This window comes from Sorangium sp. So ce176, assembly GCF_051519835.1.
In the GTDB taxonomy this organism is placed as follows: Bacteria; Myxococcota_A; Polyangia; order Polyangiales; family Polyangiaceae; genus Sorangium; species Sorangium cellulosum_G.
In genome coordinates this window covers 5,520,278-5,539,749 of record NZ_CP150371.1, presented here as the reverse complement: position 1 = coordinate 5,539,749, position 19,472 = coordinate 5,520,278, and the positions used below count along the sequence as shown (strand labels likewise).

General features: G+C 71.5%; 15 protein-coding genes. 10 read left to right on the top strand and 5 right to left on the bottom strand.

From position 1 onward, the window contains the following. Window positions 1-29: 29 nt before the first annotated feature. From WMF42_RS20720 to WMF42_RS20695, 6 genes are all read left to right on the top strand, one after another. Window positions 30-398 carry a response regulator gene (locus WMF42_RS20720; RefSeq protein ID WP_061610302.1) on the top strand — a complete coding sequence of 123 codons (369 nt, stop codon included), beginning with the start codon at window positions 30-32 and terminating at the stop codon, window positions 396-398. A 151-nt stretch (window positions 399-549) separates the two neighbouring features. Further along, window positions 550-981 (top strand): chemotaxis protein CheD, encoded by a 432-nt coding sequence (locus WMF42_RS20715; protein WP_233562012.1) that lies wholly within the window; start codon window positions 550-552, stop codon window positions 979-981. A gap of 5 nt (window positions 982-986) precedes the next feature. Then, a complete protein-coding gene (locus tag WMF42_RS20710) occupies window positions 987-2,675 on the top strand; it encodes a chemotaxis protein CheA (RefSeq protein WP_061610311.1) in 1,689 nt (562 codons plus the stop codon). 55 nt (window positions 2,676-2,730) lie between these two features. Next, entirely contained in the window at window positions 2,731-3,285 is a 555-nt protein-coding gene (locus WMF42_RS20705; RefSeq protein ID WP_061610303.1) for a chemotaxis protein CheW, read from the top strand. Further along, a complete protein-coding gene (locus WMF42_RS20700) occupies window positions 3,282-4,277 on the top strand; it encodes a CheR family methyltransferase (RefSeq protein WP_061610304.1) in 996 nt (331 codons plus the stop codon). Before WMF42_RS20705 ends, WMF42_RS20700 begins: the two co-directional genes overlap by 4 nt. Next, window positions 4,256-5,935, top strand: a complete 1,680-nt coding sequence (locus WMF42_RS20695; RefSeq protein WP_437693754.1) for a methyl-accepting chemotaxis protein — start codon at window positions 4,256-4,258, stop codon at window positions 5,933-5,935. Before WMF42_RS20700 ends, WMF42_RS20695 begins: the two co-directional genes overlap by 22 nt. Window positions 5,936-5,965: 30 nt before the next feature. Here the strand turns inward: WMF42_RS20695 and WMF42_RS20690 are convergent, their stop codons facing one another. The 5 genes from WMF42_RS20690 to WMF42_RS20670 form a co-directional block, all read right to left on the bottom strand. Then, window positions 5,966-7,051 (bottom strand): NAD(P)H-dependent flavin oxidoreductase, encoded by a 1,086-nt coding sequence (locus WMF42_RS20690; RefSeq protein ID WP_437693752.1) that lies wholly within the window; start codon window positions 7,049-7,051, stop codon window positions 5,966-5,968. 16 nt (window positions 7,052-7,067) lie between these two features. After that, a complete protein-coding gene (locus WMF42_RS20685; RefSeq protein ID WP_437693751.1) occupies window positions 7,068-8,642 on the bottom strand; it encodes a M1 family metallopeptidase in 1,575 nt (524 codons plus the stop codon). Window positions 8,643-8,713: 71 nt separating this feature from the next. Next, window positions 8,714-9,895: an ATP-binding protein gene (locus WMF42_RS20680; RefSeq protein WP_437693749.1), complete on the bottom strand. Its 1,182-nt coding sequence runs from the start codon at window positions 9,893-9,895 to the stop codon at window positions 8,714-8,716. Beyond that, window positions 9,892-11,229 carry a sensor histidine kinase gene (locus tag WMF42_RS20675; RefSeq protein WP_061610249.1) on the bottom strand — a complete coding sequence of 446 codons (1,338 nt, stop codon included), beginning with the start codon at window positions 11,227-11,229 and terminating at the stop codon, window positions 9,892-9,894. Before WMF42_RS20675 ends, WMF42_RS20680 begins: the two co-directional genes overlap by 4 nt. A gap of 374 nt (window positions 11,230-11,603) precedes the next feature. Continuing rightward, complete coding sequence (locus WMF42_RS20670; protein WP_437693746.1) at window positions 11,604-13,106, bottom strand: cobalamin B12-binding domain-containing protein; 1,503 nt, start codon at window positions 13,104-13,106, stop codon at window positions 11,604-11,606. Window positions 13,107-13,324: 218 nt separating this feature from the next. Here WMF42_RS20670 and pucL point away from each other — a divergent pair, with 218 nt between their 5' ends. From pucL to WMF42_RS20650, 4 genes are all read left to right on the top strand, one after another. Further along, window positions 13,325-14,170, top strand: coding sequence for a factor-independent urate hydroxylase (gene pucL, locus WMF42_RS20665; RefSeq protein ID WP_434048427.1), 846 nt, complete (start codon window positions 13,325-13,327; stop codon window positions 14,168-14,170). 33 nt (window positions 14,171-14,203) lie between these two features. Continuing rightward, complete coding sequence (locus WMF42_RS20660) at window positions 14,204-15,883, top strand: lipase maturation factor family protein (protein WP_437693744.1); 1,680 nt, start codon at window positions 14,204-14,206, stop codon at window positions 15,881-15,883. 508 nt (window positions 15,884-16,391) lie between these two features. Continuing rightward, a complete protein-coding gene (locus tag WMF42_RS20655; protein ID WP_434048425.1) occupies window positions 16,392-18,104 on the top strand; it encodes a DUF1592 domain-containing protein in 1,713 nt (570 codons plus the stop codon). 13 nt (window positions 18,105-18,117) lie between these two features. Next, window positions 18,118-19,461 carry a DUF1552 domain-containing protein gene (locus tag WMF42_RS20650; RefSeq protein ID WP_437693742.1) on the top strand — a complete coding sequence of 448 codons (1,344 nt, stop codon included), beginning with the start codon at window positions 18,118-18,120 and terminating at the stop codon, window positions 19,459-19,461. The last annotated feature ends 11 nt before the right edge of the window (window positions 19,462-19,472 follow it).

The following is a 19,472-nucleotide window of genomic DNA, read 5'->3' as shown; positions in this document are numbered from 1 at the left end:
ATGTCCGCTGAACGGATCGGGGGGCCACGTTGCGTCGAAAGAAGATTCTGCTGGTCGACGATTCTCAGACCATCCTGCGCATCGAGCAGATGGCGCTGCGCGAGCACTACGACCTCATCACGGCGAACGACGGCAGCGAGGGCGTCGCCGTGGCCGTGGAGCAGCGGCCCGATCTCATTCTCCTCGATGTCGTCATGCCGCAGATGAACGGGTTCGACGCGTGCCGGCAGCTGCGCGCGGATGAGGCGACGCGCAGCACGCCGATCCTGCTCGTCACCAGCCGGAGCGATGTGGCGCACATGGAAGAGGGATTCCGGAGCGGCTGCTCCGATTTCGTCACGAAGCCCATCGACACGATGGAGCTCCTGGAAAAGGTCAGGAGCTGCCTTGGCGACTGACACCGCGCTCAGGGCATCCGAGGACGCACATCGCGCGCCTCCCAGCGACGCCGAACGCGAGGAAACGGCCAGGCCGTCCGAGCGCACGATACCGTCCTTCTCTGTCGCACCGCCGAGCTGGCGCTCGCTGCCGGAGAGGTCCCACCACGTCATGCCGGGCCAGCTGTTCGCCTCGTCCGAGCCGACCTCGGTGACCACCATCGTTGGGTCATGCGTGGCGATCTGCCTGTGGGACGCCACCACAGGCGTCGGCGGGATGAACCATTACGTGCTTCCGGAATGCCCTGGCCCGGCGGTGGCCTCGGTCCGCTTCGCCGGTATCGCGTGCCAGCGCCTGCTCGATCAGCTCGTGGAGCTCGGGGCCTCCAGCCGGGCGCTGCAAGCGCGGGTCGTCGGGGGCGCCTGCCTGATCTCCGCGTTCCGGGAGCGCGGCACCCACCTCGGCGCGCAGAACGTCGATGCAGGGCTCGCGTTCCTGCGCGAGCAGGGGATACGGATCGCCCAGCTCGACACGGGCGGGAGCCGGGGGCGCAAGATCGTCTTCCGGACGAGCGACGGCGCCATCTCGATCCAGCCGCTGTGAGCCTCATGGACAGCGATCGCGACGAGCTGCTCCAGACGTTCCTGCCAGAGGCGCACGAGATCGTCGACGAGATCGAGCGCGCGCTGCTGCAGCTCGAGACCGGCCGCGACGCTCACGAGGTCCTCCTGCGCCTCTTCCGCGCCACCCACACGCTCAAGGGGAGCGCCGGCTCGGTAGGGCTCGCTGGCTTGAGCGAGCTCGGGCACGCGGCGGAGGACGTCATCGAGGCGCTCTGCGGCGGCGACCTCCCGCTGACGACGCCCGTTGTCTCGCTGCTGCTCGAGACGGTGGACGCAGCCCGCCGGCTCGTCACCGAGGTCGAGCGGGGACAGGCCGAGCGCAGCACCGCCCACAAGGCGGTCATCGCGCGTCTCCAGGAGGCGCGGCGCGGAGGGCCAGAGGCGCCGCAGGGCGCGTGGGTGACGAGCGCACTCCGCGCGACCGATGACGACGCCGACGGAGCGGCCAGCATCAAGAGCATCCGTGTCGTCGTCGAGAAGCTGGATCGGATGGCGGATCTCATCGGAGAGCTCACCCTCGGGCGGAACAGGATCGTGCGGACGCTCCGCGGGGTGCGCGGAGAGGCCGGCGCTGCGCTGCGCGACGAGATGGAGGAGCAAGATCGGCTCTGCAAGGAGCTGGAGGAGGCGGTGCGCGCCGCGCGCATGGTGCCTGTCGGCCCCTGGTTCCGGTACTACGAGCGCACGGTGCGCGATCTCGCCCACGCGCACGGCAGGCAGGCGCGCCTGGTCGTCCTGCACGGCGACGTCGAGGTGGACACGGCCGTGGTCGAGCGGTTCCGGGACGCCCTCACGCACCTGCTGCGCAACGCCATCTGTCACGGCATCGAGGCGCCCGAGGCGCGGCGCGCCGCGGGCAAGGACCCCTGCGGCACGATCGCCCTGCACGCCGCGCACGAGCGGGGCGGCATCGCGCTCCGCATCTCCGACGACGGCGCCGGCATGAGCCGCGAGCGCATCGCCGCCCGGGTCCGCGCGCTGGGGAGGCACCCTGCGCCCGACGCGCTCCCCGATCAGGAGCTCTTCAGCCTCGTGTTCGAGCCCGGCTTCTCCACGGCGGCGGAGGCGTCCCACCTGGCGGGGCGCGGCATGGGCATGGATGTCGCGCGGCGCTGCGTGGAGTCGATCCAGGGCACGATCCGGATCGAGAGCCGCGAAGGGCACGGCACGTCGCTGCTGATCCAGCTCCCGCTCACCCTGGCCACCATCGAAGGGCTCTCCGTCGGGATCGGCGACGAGCGGTACGTGATCCCGCTCCACGCGGTCGTCGCCTGCTGCGATCTGCCGCGCGGCGCGCTCGCGCACGACGGCGCCCAGGGGCTCATGGTCCGGCGCGGACGCGCGCTGCCGTGCGTCCGCCTCCGGGCGCTCTTCGGGCTCGGCGGTCCTCCTCCGCCGGAGGAGCGCGTCGTCATCGTCGCGCACGACGGCGCCGAGGCCGGCCTCGTTGTCGACCTCCTCGACGGCGAGGGGCGCACGGTGGTCAAGCCGCTCGGCCAGCTCTTTCGCCGCGTTCCGGGCATCTCCGGCTCGACCATCCTCGGCGACGGCGGCGTGGCGATGATCCTCGACGTCGACGCGCTGCTCGGCGGCGTCCTCAGGGACGTGGTCCCGGCCGACGCCCTCGACGAGCGCAGGGCAGCGCCGTCGGCCGCCGGAGGCGTCCCAGGATGATCGGGCGCCCCGGCGCGCAGGGCGCCCGTTTCCACTCTCTCTTTATGGAGGCGTCATGATCTCCGACGCGTCGAGCCCCGTGTCGCAATACATCTCCTTCATCATCGCGGGGGACGAGTACGCGGTGAACATCCTCCGGGCGCGGGAGATCGTCGAGCACAGCCGCACATCGCGGGTCCCGACGATGCCGGCGTGCATCGTCGGCGTCATGAACCTCCGGGGCCGCGTGGTGCCGGTCATCGATCTCGCGGTCCAGCTCGGGCTGCCGCCGACGAGGGTGAGCCGGTGGACCTGCATCCTCATCGTCGAGGCCGAGCTCGACGGCGAGAACACCCGCCTCGGCCTGCTCATCGACGGCGTGGGCGATGTGCTCGCGGTCGCCGAGGATGAGATCGAGACCGCGCCGACCTTCGGCACGCAGGTGCGCGCGGATCATCTGCTCGGGCTGGCGAAGGTGGGCCAGAAGCTCGTGCTGCTGCTCAACATCGACCGCATCCTCTCGCCGGCGGAGCTCCTGGCCTCGACGGCGCTCGACCCCCGGGCCCACGGGGCCTCGCCGGCGCTCCCGGGCAGCCACAGGGCGCTGACCGGCCAGGGGGGCAGGCCATGATCTCGATCGCCGAGCTGAGCCCGCGCACGCTCAGCGATGAGGAGTTCGTGCTGTTCCAGAGGCTCGTCAAGCGCCTCTCGGGCATCGCGCTGGGCCCGCAGAAGAAGCCGCTCCTGGTCTGCCGCCTCGGGCCCCGGCTCCGCGCGCTCGGGCTCCGCAGCTTCGGCGAGTACTACCGCCGCGTGATCGCGGCGGACGGCGAGGCAGAGCTCGTGCACATGCTCGACTGCATCTGCACGAACGAGACCCATTTCTTCAGGGAACGCGAGCAGTTCGAGCTCCTCGAGCGCGAGATCCTCCCGGCGTGGCGCGAGAGCGCGGGCCATGGAGCGCCCTTCGCGCGCGGCCCCCGCCCGCTGCGCGCCTGGAGCGCGGCCTGCTCGACAGGGGAAGAGCCGTACTCGATAGCGATGACGTTGCTCGACAGCCTGCGCTCTCCGGATCGCGGCGGCGCGGCAGGACAGGCGCCGCCACGGGCAGGCGACGCGCCTCTGGCCGCTCCGGGGATCTGCATCCTCGCGACGGACCTGTCCGTCCGCGTGCTCGACCAGGCGCAACGCGCTGTGTGGCCGATCGAGCGGGCCTCGGAGATCCCGGAGGAGCGCCTGCGCGCCTACATGCTCCGCGGGACGGGCGCGAGCGGGGGCCTCATGAAGGCCCGGCCGGAGCTGCGCAGGCTCATCACCTTCCGGCGCTTCAACCTGCTCGACGCGGCGCCCAGGCGATTCGGGCTGTTCGATCTGATCTTCTGCCGCAACGTCCTCATCTACTTCGACGCCGCGACGAAGGCGTCGATCGTGACGAGGCTCATCGCCAGCCTCGCGCCTTCAGGGCACCTGTTCCTCGGACACGCCGAGGGCCTCCACGGGACGGACCACCGCGTGCGATGCGTCGCGCCGTCAGTTTATCGGCTCCAGCCCCCGGAGGGGCTCGAAGGAAGCCCCAAACCATCCAGCCCGGAGCATGCATCATGCTTGCGCATATCGGAGTAGGCCGGAAGCTCTATCTCGGCTTCGCCGCCATGGTCGTCATCGTCCTCGGACTGGCGGGCACGGCCTACAAGAATTTCGCGGAGCTCGACGAGGCCCGCTCATGGGACCAGCACACGTACGAGGTGATGCTCGAGACGAGGGAGATCATGAGGTCTCTGCTCGACACAGAGACAGGGGAGCGCGGCTTCGTCATCACCGGGGTGGAGTCGTTCCTGGAGCCGTACCGCAGCGGGCGCGACCGGTTCGACAAGCACCTGAGTCGTGCCCGGGAGCTCACCAGGGACAACCCGCGCCAGCAGGAGCGCCTCGACAAGGTCGCGAAGGACCACAGCGAGTGGCATTCCTCCGTGCTGGATCCGACAATCCAGCTCCGCCGCATGGCGGATGAGGCGAAGGCGCCGGCGGATCGCGCCTTCGACGAGGTCAGGCAGGGGCGAGGGAAGATCCTCATGGACCAGATGCGCGCGTCGCTCAAGGAGATCGACGACGAGGAGCTCGCCCTCCTCGGCCAGCGGCAGGCGGCGACGAACGCGCTCGTCACGACGATGTACGCGACGCTGCAGGTAGGAGGTCTGCTCGCGCTCGTCGTCGCCGTCGTGCTCGCCATCTTCTTCAGCAGGATGGTCCTGGTGCCGCTCACCCAGGCTGTGTCGATCCACCAGCGCATCGCCGAGGGCGACTTCACGGGCGACGTCACGGTGAAGAGCTCCGACGAGTTCGGCCAGATGCTCGGCGCCGTGAAGGCCATGTCGGAGCGCCTGGCGGGCCTCATCGGCGAGGTCCGGAGCGGCGCTGTCTCGGTCTCCTCGGTCTCGGTGCAGCTCTCGGCGACGGCGCAGAGCCTGTCGCAGGGCACCAGCGAGCAGGCGGCGTCCGTGGAGGAGACGACGGCCAGCCTGCAGCAGCTGAGCGGCACGATCGCGAAGAACGCCGCCAACTGCAAGCAGGTCGAGGAGACGGCGCACCGGAGGACGAAGGACGCGGAGCAGAGCGGTCAGGCGGTCCGGGAGACCGTCGACGCGATGAAGGCGATCACCCAGCGGATCGTGATCATCGAGGAGATCGCGTACCAGACGAACCTGCTCGCCTTGAACGCCGCGATCGAGGCGGCCCGCGCGGGCGAGCACGGCAAGGGCTTCGCCGTGGTCGCCACGGAGGTGCGGCGGCTGGCCGAGCGAAGCCGGGACGCGGCGAAGGAGATCGGCTCGTTTGCCGCGTCGAGCATCACCGTCGCGGAGCGCTCGGGGCAGCTCATCGCGGAGCTCGTCCCGTCGATCCGGGAGACAGCGGAGCTCGTGCAGGGCGTCGCCGCGGCGTCCAAGGAGCAGTCGAGCGGCGTGGCCCAGATCAGCGGGGCGGTGGAGCTGATCGAGCAGGCCACGCAGCGCAACGCGGCGATCGCCGAGGAGCTCGCCAGCACGGCCGCCGAGCTCTCGGCCCAGGCGGAGCAGCTCCAGAACGTGATGGCGTCGTTCCGACTCTCGCAGGAGGGCGACGGCGGCTCGGGCCACAGGCCCGCGGCGCCGGGGCGTCTACCGGGCCGCCACGGGGGCAAGGCGCTGTGGAAGCCGCCGCAGAAGGGCCGCCCGAGCGGCGGCGCATCGAGCAACGGGCGCGTGCAGCACGCGGCGGACGATCAAGACTTCGTCCCGTTCTAGCCTGGAGCGGTCCTCTGCCTGGGGCGCCGCTCAGCGCTTCATGAGCCCCAGGATCACCTGCTCGGTCTGCTCGACGAGCGCCGCCACCAGCTCGGCCGCGGGCCGCGGCCTGGCGAGGGCGGCGCTCTGGCCCGCCCAGAGGGACAGGTGGTCGTCGCGCTCCGCGGCCGCGGCGGCCCGGCGGATGGGCTGGGTGAGCCAGTTCTGGACCGGATACTCCGGCACGTCGGCCTCGTGCGGCGTCATCGCCTCGACGAACTCGTTGACGAGCCCGCGCGCGGTGCGGCCGGAGAAGACCCGCGTGAGCACTGTCGTGCGCGCGCGCGGCGACGCCAGCGCGCGGCGGTGGCCGGCGCTCGCGCCCGACTCGTCGCAGGCGAGGAAGGCCGTCCCGATCTGCACCCCGTCGGCGCCGAGCGCGAGCGCCGCCGCCACGCCGCGGCCGTCCGCGACCCCGCCCGCGGCGACCACCGGGGCCCGCACGGCGTCGACGACCTGCGGCACGAGCGACAGCGTGCCCACCAGCGACTCGCGCACGGGTCGCAGGAACGCGCCCCGGTGCCCGCCGGCGTCGCTGCCCGAGGCCACGATGACGTCGATGCCGGCCTGGTCGAGCGCGATCGCCTCGTCGACCGTTGTGGCGGTGCCGAGGAGGGCGATCCCGCGCGCCTTGGCCGCGTCGATGACGTGGGCAGGCGGGACCCCCATGACGAAGCTGAGGACCTGCGGCCGCGCGTCGATCGCGGCCTCGACCTGCTCCTCGAAGCGCGGGGTGAATGCGCTGGGCAGCTCGGGGTCGGGGAGGTCGAGCTGCCGCAGGATCGGGCGGAGGCGCGCCACGTGCCGCTCGAGCTCCGCGGGCGCGACGGTGGACGGCTCGCCGGGCTGCGGGACCCACAGGTTCAGCGCGAACGGGTGCGGCGTGAGCCGCCGGAGCTCGGCGACGAGCTCGACGATCTGCGGCGGGGACAGGAAGTGGGCCCCGAACGAGCCGAGCCCACCGGCGTTCGAGACGGCGGCCGCCAGCGCCGCCGTGGACAGGCCGCCCCCGAAGGGGCCCTGGACGATGGGGAGACGCAGGCCGAGGTGTCGTGTGAGGCGCGTATCGGTCCACATGGTCGAGCTCTCTCTCTCAGGTGGGGCAGAGGGTCGCGACGTCGACCGGGCACGTCAGGGTGCGGAGCCAGTCGGTGGCGAGCGCGTCGACGGCGGCGGCCCCGGCTGTGTCGGTGGCTGCCTTGATGGCGTCGAGGAGGTCCTGCGTGCGCGCGGCCTTGCCCACATTGGCTGTGTAGAACCCGGCGAGGGCCCGGTCGAGCACGTCGACGCCGATCGTCTCCGCGACCTCGCGGAAGAAGAACGCTCCCTTCATGTAGGGCACGGACGACCAGAGCGGGTGATCCAGGATGTCGATCGCATTGCACGTGTCCGGCAGCGCGATGGCGTTCCTGTCGGCCGCCGGATCGCAGACGGACTGGAGCGTGCATTCATAGTCGGCCCACGCGTCGACGCCGGCCTCCTCGAGCGCGCGGGCCGCGAGGTACGAGGCGGTGCCTTCGGAGAGGATGAAGTCCTCCCAGCAGGCGATGCGCACGCCGTTGCCGAACCAGCCGTGCGCTGCCTCGTGCGCGTTGACCTCCTCGCTGTAGAGAGAGCCGCTCGAGACGTGCCAGAACGGGTGGTGCTCCATGCCGCCGTAGTCGCCGCCGCCCCAGTCGGCCGAGACGGTGCCGACGCTGTCGCCGAAGGGGTAGGGGCCATACGTGGTCTCGAAGAAGTCGAACACCTCGACGAGGTGCCCGGTGCCGCTCGCCGCGTCGGCCTCCTGGCCGGGCAGGTGCCACACGCTCACCCGGGTGCCCGCCGTCGTGGTGCCGAGCTCCACGCGCGTGAGCTCGTCGACGGCGATCGCGGGCATGTAGGAAGGCGCCGCGGCGGGGATGCTCTCGGGGTAGACAGCGGTCATGCCCTCCGGCACCCCGGTCACGCGCAGGGTGAACCGCACGCCGTCCGCGGGATCGGGCTTGCACGGGAAGAGGTTGCCGCAGAAATAGGGCCAGAGGAACGAGACACCCGACCCGGGCATCCACCCGTCGAAGTCTGCGTGGGGCTTGAAGGCGTAGTCGATGATGATCGTTGCGTCGCTCCCTGTCGACGGGACACCGACGTCGAGCTGGCCAGAGCTCACCGCGTGCGCGAGGGCGCCCGACGGACCGGTGACGGACGCGATGTCGAGGTCGCCGATCTGGAAGGAGGCGGCGGTGCTGTCCGACGCGGCGAGCACGAGGGTCGCCCGACCCGTGAGGCTGGCGAGGTCGAGCTCGAGGGCGGTCGACAGGATGTCGCGCGTCCAGTCCTCGCCGGCCGGCGGCGTCGCGTCGCCGCCGCCGGAGCCGCCATCGGAGCCGCCGGAGCCCCCAGCGCCGCCGGAGCCGCCATCGGAACCGCCGGAGCCGCCATCGGAGCCGCCGGAGCCGCCATCGGAGCCGCCGGAGCCGCCGGAGCCGCCATCGGAGCCGCCGGAGCCGCCGGGGCCCCCAGCGCCATCGGAGCCGCCGGAGCCCCCTGTGGACCCAGAGCTGCTGGTCGCGTCAGCGCCGCCGGCGCCGCCGGCGCCGCCGCTTCCCGACGTGTCGTCGTCGCCGCACGCCGCGGTCGCGAGGGTCGCGGTGGTCAAGATCGATAGCCAGAGACGGGGGCGTCGCATGCGTTCGCTCCTGCAACAGGGGGGTGCAGGGTATGCGACGGAGAATCGCGCTCGAAGAAAGCTGCGCCGATTCAGCCGCTCCTCGGGCCGGCTTCTCCCTCGGGCAGCGGGAGCGTGAAGCACACCCGCGTTCCCCGTCCGAGCTCGCTCTCCACGCGGATCGCGCCGCCGTGGCGCTCGACGAGGTTCTTGCAGATCGACAGGCCGAGCCCCGTGCTCTTCTCGCCGCCTGTCGACCGGGTGCTCGTCCTCCGGAACTTGCAGAACAGGCCGCTGATCTCCTCCGGCCGGATCCCCAGGCCCTGATCGTCGATCGTCACCTCCACCGCATCGCCGAGCCGCCGCGCGCGCACCGTCACCGTCGTGCCCGGATGCGAGAACTTGAACGCATTGCTGAGCAGGTTGCTCAGGACCTGCTCGATCCGCTCGACGTCGCAGCGGACCGGCGGCAGCTCGGCGGGCACGTCGATGGCCACCTCGATCGCCTTCCGGCGAGCGCTGTGCTCGTTCAGGGAGACGGCCGCGGCGACGAGGCCGCGCAGATCGGCGTCCTGCATCCGGAGCGCCACGCTGCCGCCCTCCAGCGTCGTGATGTCGAGCAGGTCCTCGAGCAATTGCAGCGTGAACTCGGCGTTGGACTGGATCTTCAGGAGGTGCCGCCGGGCGTCCTCGCTCCCGGCGCCCGCGCCGGCGAGCAGCATCGTCGAGAACCACTGGATCGCCGCGATCGGATTGCGCAGGTCGTGCGCGGCGGTGCCCACGAGATCGTGGCTCCGCTGCTTCAGCGCGGCGAGCTGCTGGTTCTCCCTGTCGAGCGCGTCGACCCTCGCCTCCAGCCAGGAGAGCAGCCGCTGGCGCTCGCCGAGGCGCGCGTGCTGGGAGAACGCGTCCTTCAGGATGCCGGCGAGCCCCGCCGGATCCCACGGCTTGGGGATGAACCTGTACACGCCGCCCTCGTTGATGGCCTGGATCGCGGCGTTCGTGTCCGCGTAGGCGGTCATGAGGAGCCGGACCGTGTCCGGGAACTCGGCCTTCACCCGCGCGTAGAACTCCGTGCCGGTCATGCCCGGCATCCGCTGATCGCTGAGCACGACGTGGATGGGGCGCTCGCGAAGGACCGCGTAGCCCTGCTCGGCGCTCTCCGCGACGAGGACGTCGTAGTCGCGCCGGAGCTCCCGGCGGAGCGCCTTCAACGTCTCGCGCTCGTCGTCGACGATGAGCAGCGCGCCCCGCTCGGCGCCCGCGCGCGTCATCGATCGAGCTCCTTCGGCAGCGTGATCGTGAACGTGCTGCCGACCCCGGGCGTCGACCGGGCGGAGATCGTGCCCCCGTGCTGGTCGACGATGATCTTGTGCGAGATGTTGAGGCCGAGCCCGGTGCCCTGCCCGACGGGCTTGGTCGTGAAGAACGGATCGAAGATCCGGCCGAGGACGTCGGGGGTCATGCCGGCGCCGTTGTCCTCGAACTCCAGGGCGACGCAGCTCCCCTCATCCCGCGCGCGGATCACGACGCGGCCGTTCCCCCGGCCGCGGCCCTCGACCGCCTGGGCCGCGTTGATGAGCACGTTCAGGAACACCTGGCTGAGCTCCGCCGGCTTGCAGCGCAGCCTCGGCAGCTCCGCCCACTCCAGCGTGACCTGGACGCCGCTGCTCTTCAGCGCGGGGCCGGCGATCGCGAGGGTGCTCTCCAGGCTCTCTCTCAGATCGGAGAGCTCCACCTCCGCCTGGTCGAGCCGCGCGAAGGTCCGCAGATCCTCGACGATCTTCTGCACGCGCGCGAGGCCGCCCAGGGTGCCTTTCACGAGGTCGCCCGCGTCCTCGCGCAGGAACTCGAGGTCGATCTCCTCGCGCAGCGTTCGGGCGAGCGCCGCCATGTCCCCGCAGCCCCCGGGGAGGGCCGCCGCATCGAGCGTCTCGTACGCGGCGAGCAGCCGCGCGAACGACTCTCCCAGGGTGTGCACGTTGCTGCGGACGAAGGCGAGCGGGTTGTTGATCTCGTGGGCCACGCCGGCGGCGAGCTTGCCGAGCGCGTTCATCTTCTCCGAGTGGACGAGCATCGCCTGCGTGGCGCGGAGCTCGTCGAGCGACCTCTCGAGCGCCCTCTGCTCGGACACGAGGCTCCGCTGGAGGTTCGTGATCTTCGAGTTGAGCGCGGACACCTCGGAGAGCACGCGCTCGAGCTCGACGACGTCGAACTCGGCCAGGATCAGCAGATCGTCGTCGAGCCGCCAGACCTCCCCCCGGAGGCTGTGCGCTACGGAGCGCTGGTCCCCGAAGTGCAGGATCCCGCGGTAGATGGGCGCGTCGCCGCGCCGCCCCGCCGCGGCGAGCTGCGGGAAGCCCGGGCTGACGAGGCCGACAGGGGCGCGGCCCGGCCCGCCCGCCCCGCCGAGAAGCCGGCGCATGCCGCGGTTCTCGAGCCGCGGCGCGCCGTCGGTCGTGAACACGCCGACCGCGACCGCCATCGCATCCATGAGGTAAGCGCCGGCGAGCCTGGCGACTGCGCCGCTCAGCGCCTGCCCCGGCAAGGGGACGACAGGCGATCGTTCGCCGTCTTCTCCTGTTCTTCGCGGCTCGCGCGGGCGCATGAGAGTCCGATCCTCACCTTCGTTCGCGGCGGAGACCCTCGGTTCTTGGCAGCCCGGCGCGAGGCTCGCTACACCAAACGCACCCCACGCCGGCTCCGCCGCTCGCCCGTCATCCATGTTCCTCCTCGATCGCCGGAGCCCGGGGAAGGGCGGGAGATGAAGCGAGCTCCAGCGCGAGAGGGCCTGGCCGATCCGATCGAGCGCGGGATGCGCGCGGTCGTCTCGGCGGCCTTCCGCCTCTCCGGCGCGTGGGGGCTCGCGCGGCTGCCCATGCCCGCCTGCGTGGCCGTGGCGAGCGGCCGGCTCCAGGGGCGAGCACCTGTTCCGCGCGCCGTGAGCTCGCCGCGCCGGGCGGGCCTCGCGCTGGCGTGCCGTCACGCGCGCGCCGCGAGGATCTCCTGCGCCACGTGGACGGCCCCCTCTGCCGTCGGCGCCGAGCCGTCGGCGCCGAGCTGCCTCCAGAGGCCGTGGACGACGCGGAACGGCTGCCCGCCGACCAGGAGCACGACGTTCCTGCAGCGGCGGTCCTCGCGGGCGGCGGTGATCAGCGTGCGCACGCTGGGGAGGTGCTCGCCGAGCGTGGCCGAGACAGCGAGGACGTCGGCCTGCCGTCGAGCGACCTCGTCGAGCACGTCCCGGGCCGGCGTGCTGGCCCCGAGATAGAACGTGTCCCACCCCGCCATCTCGAAGAAGTCGGCCACGAAGCGCGCGCCGATCTCGTGGAGGTTGCCGTCCACGGAGGCGGCAACGAGCCGGCGGCCGGCGCGGTCGGCGTTGAAGACGAGCGGATAGAGCTGGCTCATGACCGTCTGGGTGACAGCGGTACAGTAGTGCTCCTCGGCGATGCTGATCTGTTGCATCTGCCAGAGCCGGCCGATCTCGTACTGACACGGCTGGAAGACGTGAGCATAGATGTCCTTGATCGGCGCGCCCGCCTCGACGGCCTCGTGGATGATCCTCAGCGCTCGCCCCCGGTTTCCCTGGAGCAACGCGTCGAGGTAGCCGCACGCGACGGCGCCGAGGGGGGCCTCGGGTCGCACGAAGCTCGGGAGCTCGACGCGCCCGGCGGCGAGCCGATCGAGCGCCGCCGCGAGGTACCGGCGCGGCGCCTCGGCGAGGTGCTCGGGGAGCGCGATGGCGATGGCGTCGCCGAGCGCGCCGAGGTGGTTCACGAGCTCCGCGGGGTCGAGGCCGAAGCTCGTCAGCAGCGTTCGCACCCAGTCCGCGTAGTCGCCGAAGAGCGCGGGCGTCCCCGCCTCGACCGCCGCGGCGAGCTGGGCGAGGTGGCGCCGGGCGTCCTCCAGGCAGCGGCCGCGCCGCGCGCCGTGCGCGAGCGCGTCCCCCGGGCGCCGCATGTAGCCGAGCGCGACGCTCATCGGCGCGATGCGCGGCGCCGCGCGCGCGAGGGCCTCCGCCGCCGCCGCGCGCTCGTCGAGGGGCGCGGGCGCGTCGGCGGGGCTCGTCGCGAGCGCGAGCGGCGTCACGATCGGCGAGGCGTCGAGCCGCCGCCGTCCCGGCGCCATCGCCTCCAGCGCGATCGCGGAGAGCGCGGGGGCGAGCTGCTCGCCGACGCCCTCGCGGAGCGCGTCCAGCGCGGCGCCGAGCGCGCTCCGCGGCACGCCGAGCCCCTCGAGGAACACAGCGGTGAAGGCGCAGTACTCGCTGAACTGCTCGGCGCCCGCGGCGCGGAGCGCCGCCGAGAGCGCGTCGATGTGCGCGCCGATGTCCTCGCGGCAGCGCGCGAGGTCCTCTCGCCCGTCGCCCTCGCCTGGCGCTCGCCGCGCTGCTGCCTTGAGCCGGTCGATCGCGGCGTCCATCAACGGCTCGCGGCGAGCGAGGAGCTCGTCCGCCGCCCTGTCGCGCTCTGGGATGCCCATGCGCGCGTATCTGGTGACGCCCGATCGCCGGCGCACGCGCGATATCGCACGAGCTCGCCCGGGGCGTCCCTCGCGGGCGGCCGCCCCGACGGAACGCGAGGGACGCAGCGCGCCGCTGGCGCCGCCGGCCCGCCGCGCTTGAGCTGCCATCCTTCTTCAATGTACGGTCTCCCGCGTCGCCGAGAGACGTCGTTGCCCGGCGCGGGAGCTGAAGAGCGATGGCCATCTCCTTGGTGCGGAACAGCTACGGCAAATCGAGGGTGCGGCTGGTCAAGGTCCGCCGCGCGGACGGGCGGCACGAGCTCACCGACATCGACGTCGACATCGAGCTCGAGGGCGATTTCGACGACGCCTACACGCAGGGCGACAACGGCAAGGTGCTGCCCACGGACACGATGAAGAACACCGTGTATGCGCTCGCCAAGGGGCATCCGGTCGAGCCGATCGAGGACTTCGGCGTCCTCCTGGCCGAGCATTTCCTCGGCGCGCCCCATGCGCGCCGCGCACGGGTCGCGATCGCGGAGAAGGTCTGGTCGCGCATCGACGCGGGCGGCGCGCCGCACCGGCACGCCTTCCTCCGCGCCGGGGGGGAGCGGCGGACCGCGGAGATCACGGCGGCCGCCGGCGAGCTCGCGATCGAGAGCGGCGTCGCGGATCTGCTCGTCCTCAAGACGACCGGCTCGGCGTTCTCGGGCTTCCCGCGCGACCCGTACACGACGCTCAAGGAGGCCGACGACCGCATCCTCTCGACCCTCCTGGTGGCGCGCTGGCGCACCGCGACCCGCGACGAGGCCCCCACGACGACGTGGGAGAGCGCCCGCCGCGCCCTGCTCGAGACGTTCGCCGAGCAGCACAGCCTCTCGGTGCAGCACACGATCCACGCGCTCGCGAGCGCCGTGCTCGAGGCGTGCCCTGCCGTCGACGAGGTGAGCCTCTCGCTGCCCAACAAGCACTGCCTGCTTGTCGATCTCTCGCCCTTCGGGCTCAGCAACGACAACGAGATCTTCGTCCCGGTGGACGAGCCCCACGGGCTCATCCACGCCACGATGAGCCGCGGTGGATGACAGGCGCGCGAGGGGGTTATCCTCTCGCGCCCGATGGCCCGCGAAGCGCCGCCCCCCGCCGCAGATCCGGCCGACGCCGCCGCAGATCCGGCCGACGAAGACGACGGCGCGCTGCTCCGGCGCATCCGGAGCCACCCGCTCCGCCGCTTCCTCGGCCCGCCGCGGTCCTATCTCCTGACGCGCTTCGTCCTGCTCCGCCTCCTCGGCTTCGTCTACTTCATCGCGTTCTTCTCGCTCGCCCGGCAGCTCGGCCCGCTCCTCGGCCCGCGAGGCCTCCTGCCGGCCGACCGCTTCCTCGAGCGCCTCGTCGACATCACCGGCTCGCACGGCGCGGCGTTCCGCCGGCTCCCCACGCTGTTCCTGTGGCTCGGCGCCTCGGACGGCGTCCTCCACGCCGCGGCCTGGGCTGGCGTGGCGCTGTCGCTCGCTGTGTGCGCCGGCGTCACCAACGCGGTCGTGCAGCTCGCGCTCTGGGCGCTCTACCTCTCGTTCGTCCACATCGGGCAGGTCTTCTACGGGTACGGCTGGGAGCACCAGCTCGCGGAGACCGGCTTTCTGGCCGTCTTCCTCTGCCCGTTGCGCGGATTCCGGCCCTTCCTGTCGCCGCCTCCGCCCGTCGTGGTGATCTGGCTGTTTCGCTGGCTCATCTTCCGGATCATGCTCGGCGCCGGCCTCATCAAGCTCCGCGGCGACCCGTGCTGGACCGACCTGACCTGCCTTGTCCATCACTACGAGACGCAGCCGGTCCCGAGCCCGCTGAGCTATTACCTCCACCAGCTCCCCGCGTGGGTGCACGCGATCGGCGTGCTCTTCAACCACCTCGTGGAGCTCGTCGTCCCCTGGTTCGCGTTCGGCCCCCGGCGCGCGCGCCACGTTGCCGGCGTGCTCCTGGTGCTCTTCCAGGGGATGCTGATCGCGAGCGGCAACCTCTCCTTCCTCAACTGGCTCACCATCGTGCCGGCGATCGCCTGCTTCGACGACGGCGCGCTCGGCCGGCTCTTCCCCGCGCGGGTCCGCGAGCGCGCCGCGGCGCTCGCCGGCGAGCTCTCCCCGTCGCGGGCGCACCGGATCGCCGCCGCCCTGCTCGCTGTCCTGGTGCTCTGCCTCAGCGTCAATCCGGTGATGAACCTGCTCTCGCCGCGGCAGGCGATGAACGCGACGTTCGACAGCTTCGGCCTGGTGAACACCTACGGCGCGTTCGGCAGCGTGGGCCGGGAGCGTTACGAGGTGATCCTCGAGGGCACGCGCGACGAGGCGCCGGGGGAGGGGACGCGGTGGATCGAGTACGACCTGCCGTGCAAGCCCGGCGACGTGCGCCGGCGCCCGTGCTTGATCACGCCGTACCACTACCGCCTCGACTGGCAGATCTGGTTCGCCGCGTTCGGCAGCTACGAGAGCGAGCCGTGGCTCGTTCACCTCGTCTACAAGCTCCTCTCGGGCGACGCGGGCGCGCAGCGCCTGCTCGCGAGCAACCCTTTCCCCGACGCGCCGCCCCGCTACATCCGCGCCGGGCTCTACCGTTACAGCTTCACCCGCATCGGCGACGGCAGCGGCGCGTGGTGGCGCCGCGTCCGCGTCGCGGAGTACCTGCCGCCGCTGTCGGTCGACGATCCGTCGCTGCTCCGCTTCCTCGCGGCGTACGGCTGGCTGCCCGCCTCCCGCGCTGTCGCCCCGGCGGGCGACGAGCACGGCGGCGTCGAGCCCGCCCCGTGACGCGGTTTTAACTCAGGCGTAACTATCCAGTCCCGCCCGGCCGGCGCCGTGGCTTGAACGGATCCAACCGCCCCGTCGCGCGAACGAGAGCACATTTCGGTCGAGCGCGTGATCAAGACGCCGCGCAGCGGGCATTCAAGTTGCCGCTGCTCTGGCGTTCTGCACGGGTGGCGAATTTGAACCACAGAGGCACAGAGGCCACAGAGGGGAGAGGGAATTGAATTCTCTGTGTCCTCTGGATCCTCTGTGCCCTCTGTGTCCTCTGTGGTTCCTTCTTCTTCTCATCAATGGTTGGGACGAGGCAGCTTCAGGCTCTCCCCGACCGCTGCCGAGATGACGCAGAGACTCGCGCCGTTGTGTCAGCGGTGGACTCTCTCATTGGATGATTCCATCACGGGCGCTGACCGGCCATTCACGAGGACCTCAGGTGCCTTGTATTGAGAGAAGCAGCGCTTGACGGCCGGCGAGACTCCCCCGTAGGTTGCGATTGACGGTAGGAGGTCACGGTATGGCGGACTTGAGATATCGTCGCTGGCGAGCGGGTCGCGTGCCGATCGTGACGCTCGCGCTGGCGTTCGTTGCCGGGTGTGCGCCCGGGCAGATCGGAACGGGAGGCGCGGGGGAGGACGGGTCGACGTCCGGACAAGGAGGTCCCCAGGACGCCTGCGGGAGCAGCGAGCGTCTCCCCGCGCCGCAGCGGCGCCTGACGCGATTCGAGTACAACAACACGGTTCGCGATCTCCTCGGAACGTCGCAGACCCCCGCCGATCAGTTCCCGGCAGACGAGGTCGCCGGCGGCTTCAACAACAACGCATCGGTGCTCACCATCTCTCCGCTGCACGCCGAGAAATACCTCCTGGCAGCCGAGTCGCTCGCGGCCGAGGCCGTGGCGGGCGACCTCTCGAGGCTGCTGCCGTGCGATGCGGCGGCCGTCGAGGGCAAGGTCGACCAGGAGGAGGCGTGCGCCCGTCAGTTCGTCGAGCAGTTCGGCCGGCGCGCGTACCGCAGGCCGCTCGCGCCGGCGGAGGTCGAGCGGCTCATGCGCGCCTACGGGGCCGGGCGCACGGGCGGGTCGCTGCGCGAGGGCATCGAGGTGGTCATCCGGGCCGCGCTGCAATCGCCGAAGTTCCTGTTCCGCCTGGAGCTGCGCCACGATCTCGACGGCTCCGCGCCGAGGGTGCGCCTCGACCCGTACGAGCTCGCGTCGCGCCTGTCGTACCTCGTCTGGGCGTCGGGCCCCGACGACGAGCTGCTCGCGGCCGCCGAGGCAGGCCTGCTCGAGACCCCCGAGCAGCTCGCCGAGCGGGCCCGCGAGATGCTGGAGAGCCCGAAGGCGCGCCCGGCCATCGCGGAGTTTTACAAGCAATGGCTCAACCTCGGGAAGCTCGAGGGCATCGTCAAGGAGAAGGGCGCGTTCCCCGGGTTCGACGAGGAGCTCGTCGCGGGGATGAAGGCGGAGACGCCTGCGTTCATCGATCACGTCCTGTGGTCGGGCGACCGCAAGCTCTCCAGCCTGCTGACCTTGCCGATCGGCTTTGCCACCGAGGCGGTCGCGGAGGTGTACGGCGTGAGCGTCGCTCCCGGCTCGACGACACCGCAGCTCGTGAACCTCCCGGCCGATCAGCGCGCCGGGGTGCTCACCCAGCCCGCGTTCCTGGCCGTCCACGCGCATCCGGATCAGACCTCGCCGGTCCTGCGCGGCAAGTCCATCCGGCAGAAGTTCATGTGCCAGGAGCCGCCGCCGCCGCCGCCCGACGTCGACCTCAACCCGCCCAAGGGCGACAGGGGCGTCACCGCGCGCGAGCGGTACAACCAGCACGCCTCCGATGCCGCGTGCGCCGGCTGTCACCAGCTCATGGATCCCATCGGCTTCGCGTTCGAGAACTTCGACGCCGTCGGCGCGTACCGCACCGAGGAGGGCGGGCAGGTCATCGACACATCGGGCGAGATCTTCCTGTCCGAGGACATGGATGGCGCCTTCGTCGGCGTCCGCGAGCTGGCGGAGAAGCTCGCCGGGAGCGCGCAGGTCCGGGAGTGCCTCGCGACGCAATGGTTCCGCTACACGGCGGGCCGCTTCGAGACCGCCGGCGACGAGTGCTCGCTCGGCGCGCTGCGCGCCGGGTTCCACGGCACCGAGGGCGACCTCGTGGAGCTCATCGTGGGCACGACGCAGACCCAGGCCTTCATGTACCGCAGCGCGATCGCAGCAGAGGGGGAGTGAGATGAGACAGCGATTGATTTCCCGACGACGGCTGCTCCAGGGCTCGCTGGCGGCGACGGCGGCGATCCCCCTGCTCAACGCGGACTGGGCCCGCGGGGACGAGAGCACCGCGCCGAAGCGCCTCGTTGTGTTCTACACCCCGAATGGCACGCTCGAGTCGCAATGGATGCCCCGGGGCACCGAGACCGACTTCACGCTGAGCCCGCTGCTGCAGCCGCTGGAGCCGTTCAAGGCGAAGCTGCTCCCGCTGCGCGGGATCAACATGGACGTCGTGGTCAACTCCAACATCGGCTCCGAGCACGCGCGCGGCATCGGCGGTCTGCTCACGGGGCGGGCGCTGCTCCGGGGCAACTTCCGGAGCTTCAACTCCAGCAACGCGGGCTGGTCGTCGGGGATCTCGCTCGACCAGCACCTGGCGAACACGCTGAAGCCCTCGACGCTGTTCCGCACCCTGGAGCTCGGCGTCCAGGTCCGCGACCCGGAGGTGCGCGGCCGGATCTGCTACGGCGGGCCCGACCAGCCGATCCCCCCGCGCGAGGACCCGTACGACACCTTCGAGCAGCTCTTCGCGGCCGCGACGCCGGGTCAGAGCAGCGCCGACGCGATCGATCGGCTCCGGGCGCAGCGGCGGACCGTGTTCGACATCCTCGGCGAGGAGATCGCGGAGGTGCGGCCTCGCATCGGCGCGGAAGACCGCATCAAGCTCGACGCGCACATGCAGTCGATCCGGGGCATCGAGGAGCGCCTCGCGGGCAGCAACGGCGGCGCCGCGACGACGGGCTGCGCTGGCCCCGCGCTCGGCCAGCGCATCGACCTCCTGGACGACGCGAACATGCCCGCGATCGGCAAGCTCCAGATGGACATGGCGGCGGCGGCGCTCGCGTGCGACCTCACCCGGATCGTCACGATCCAGTGGTCGTACGCGGAGAGCGAGCACCTCTACCCGTGGCTCGACCTCCGGGGGAATCACCACGCCATCTCGCACCAGTGGGACACCGAGGGGAAGGCGCAGTACTCGAAGATCCACACGTGGTTCGCGGAGCAGCTCGCCTACCTGCTCGGGAAGCTCGACTCGTACGCGGAGGGAGATCGCACGCTCCTCGACAACACCGTCGTGCTGTGGGTCACCGAGATCAGCGAGTCGACGCAGCACGCGCTCACGAACATGCCGTTCCTGCTCGCCGGCAGCGCGGGCGGGGTGTTCCGCACCGGGCGGTTCGTGGATTACCTGGCCAACGGGGGCAAGGCGCGGCAGCACAACGATCTGCTGCTCACGATCGCGAACGCGATGGGGACCAACGACACAACGTTCGGCGATCCGGCGTTCTGCAGCGGGACGCTCCCGAGCCTCACGTAGTCGCTCGGCGC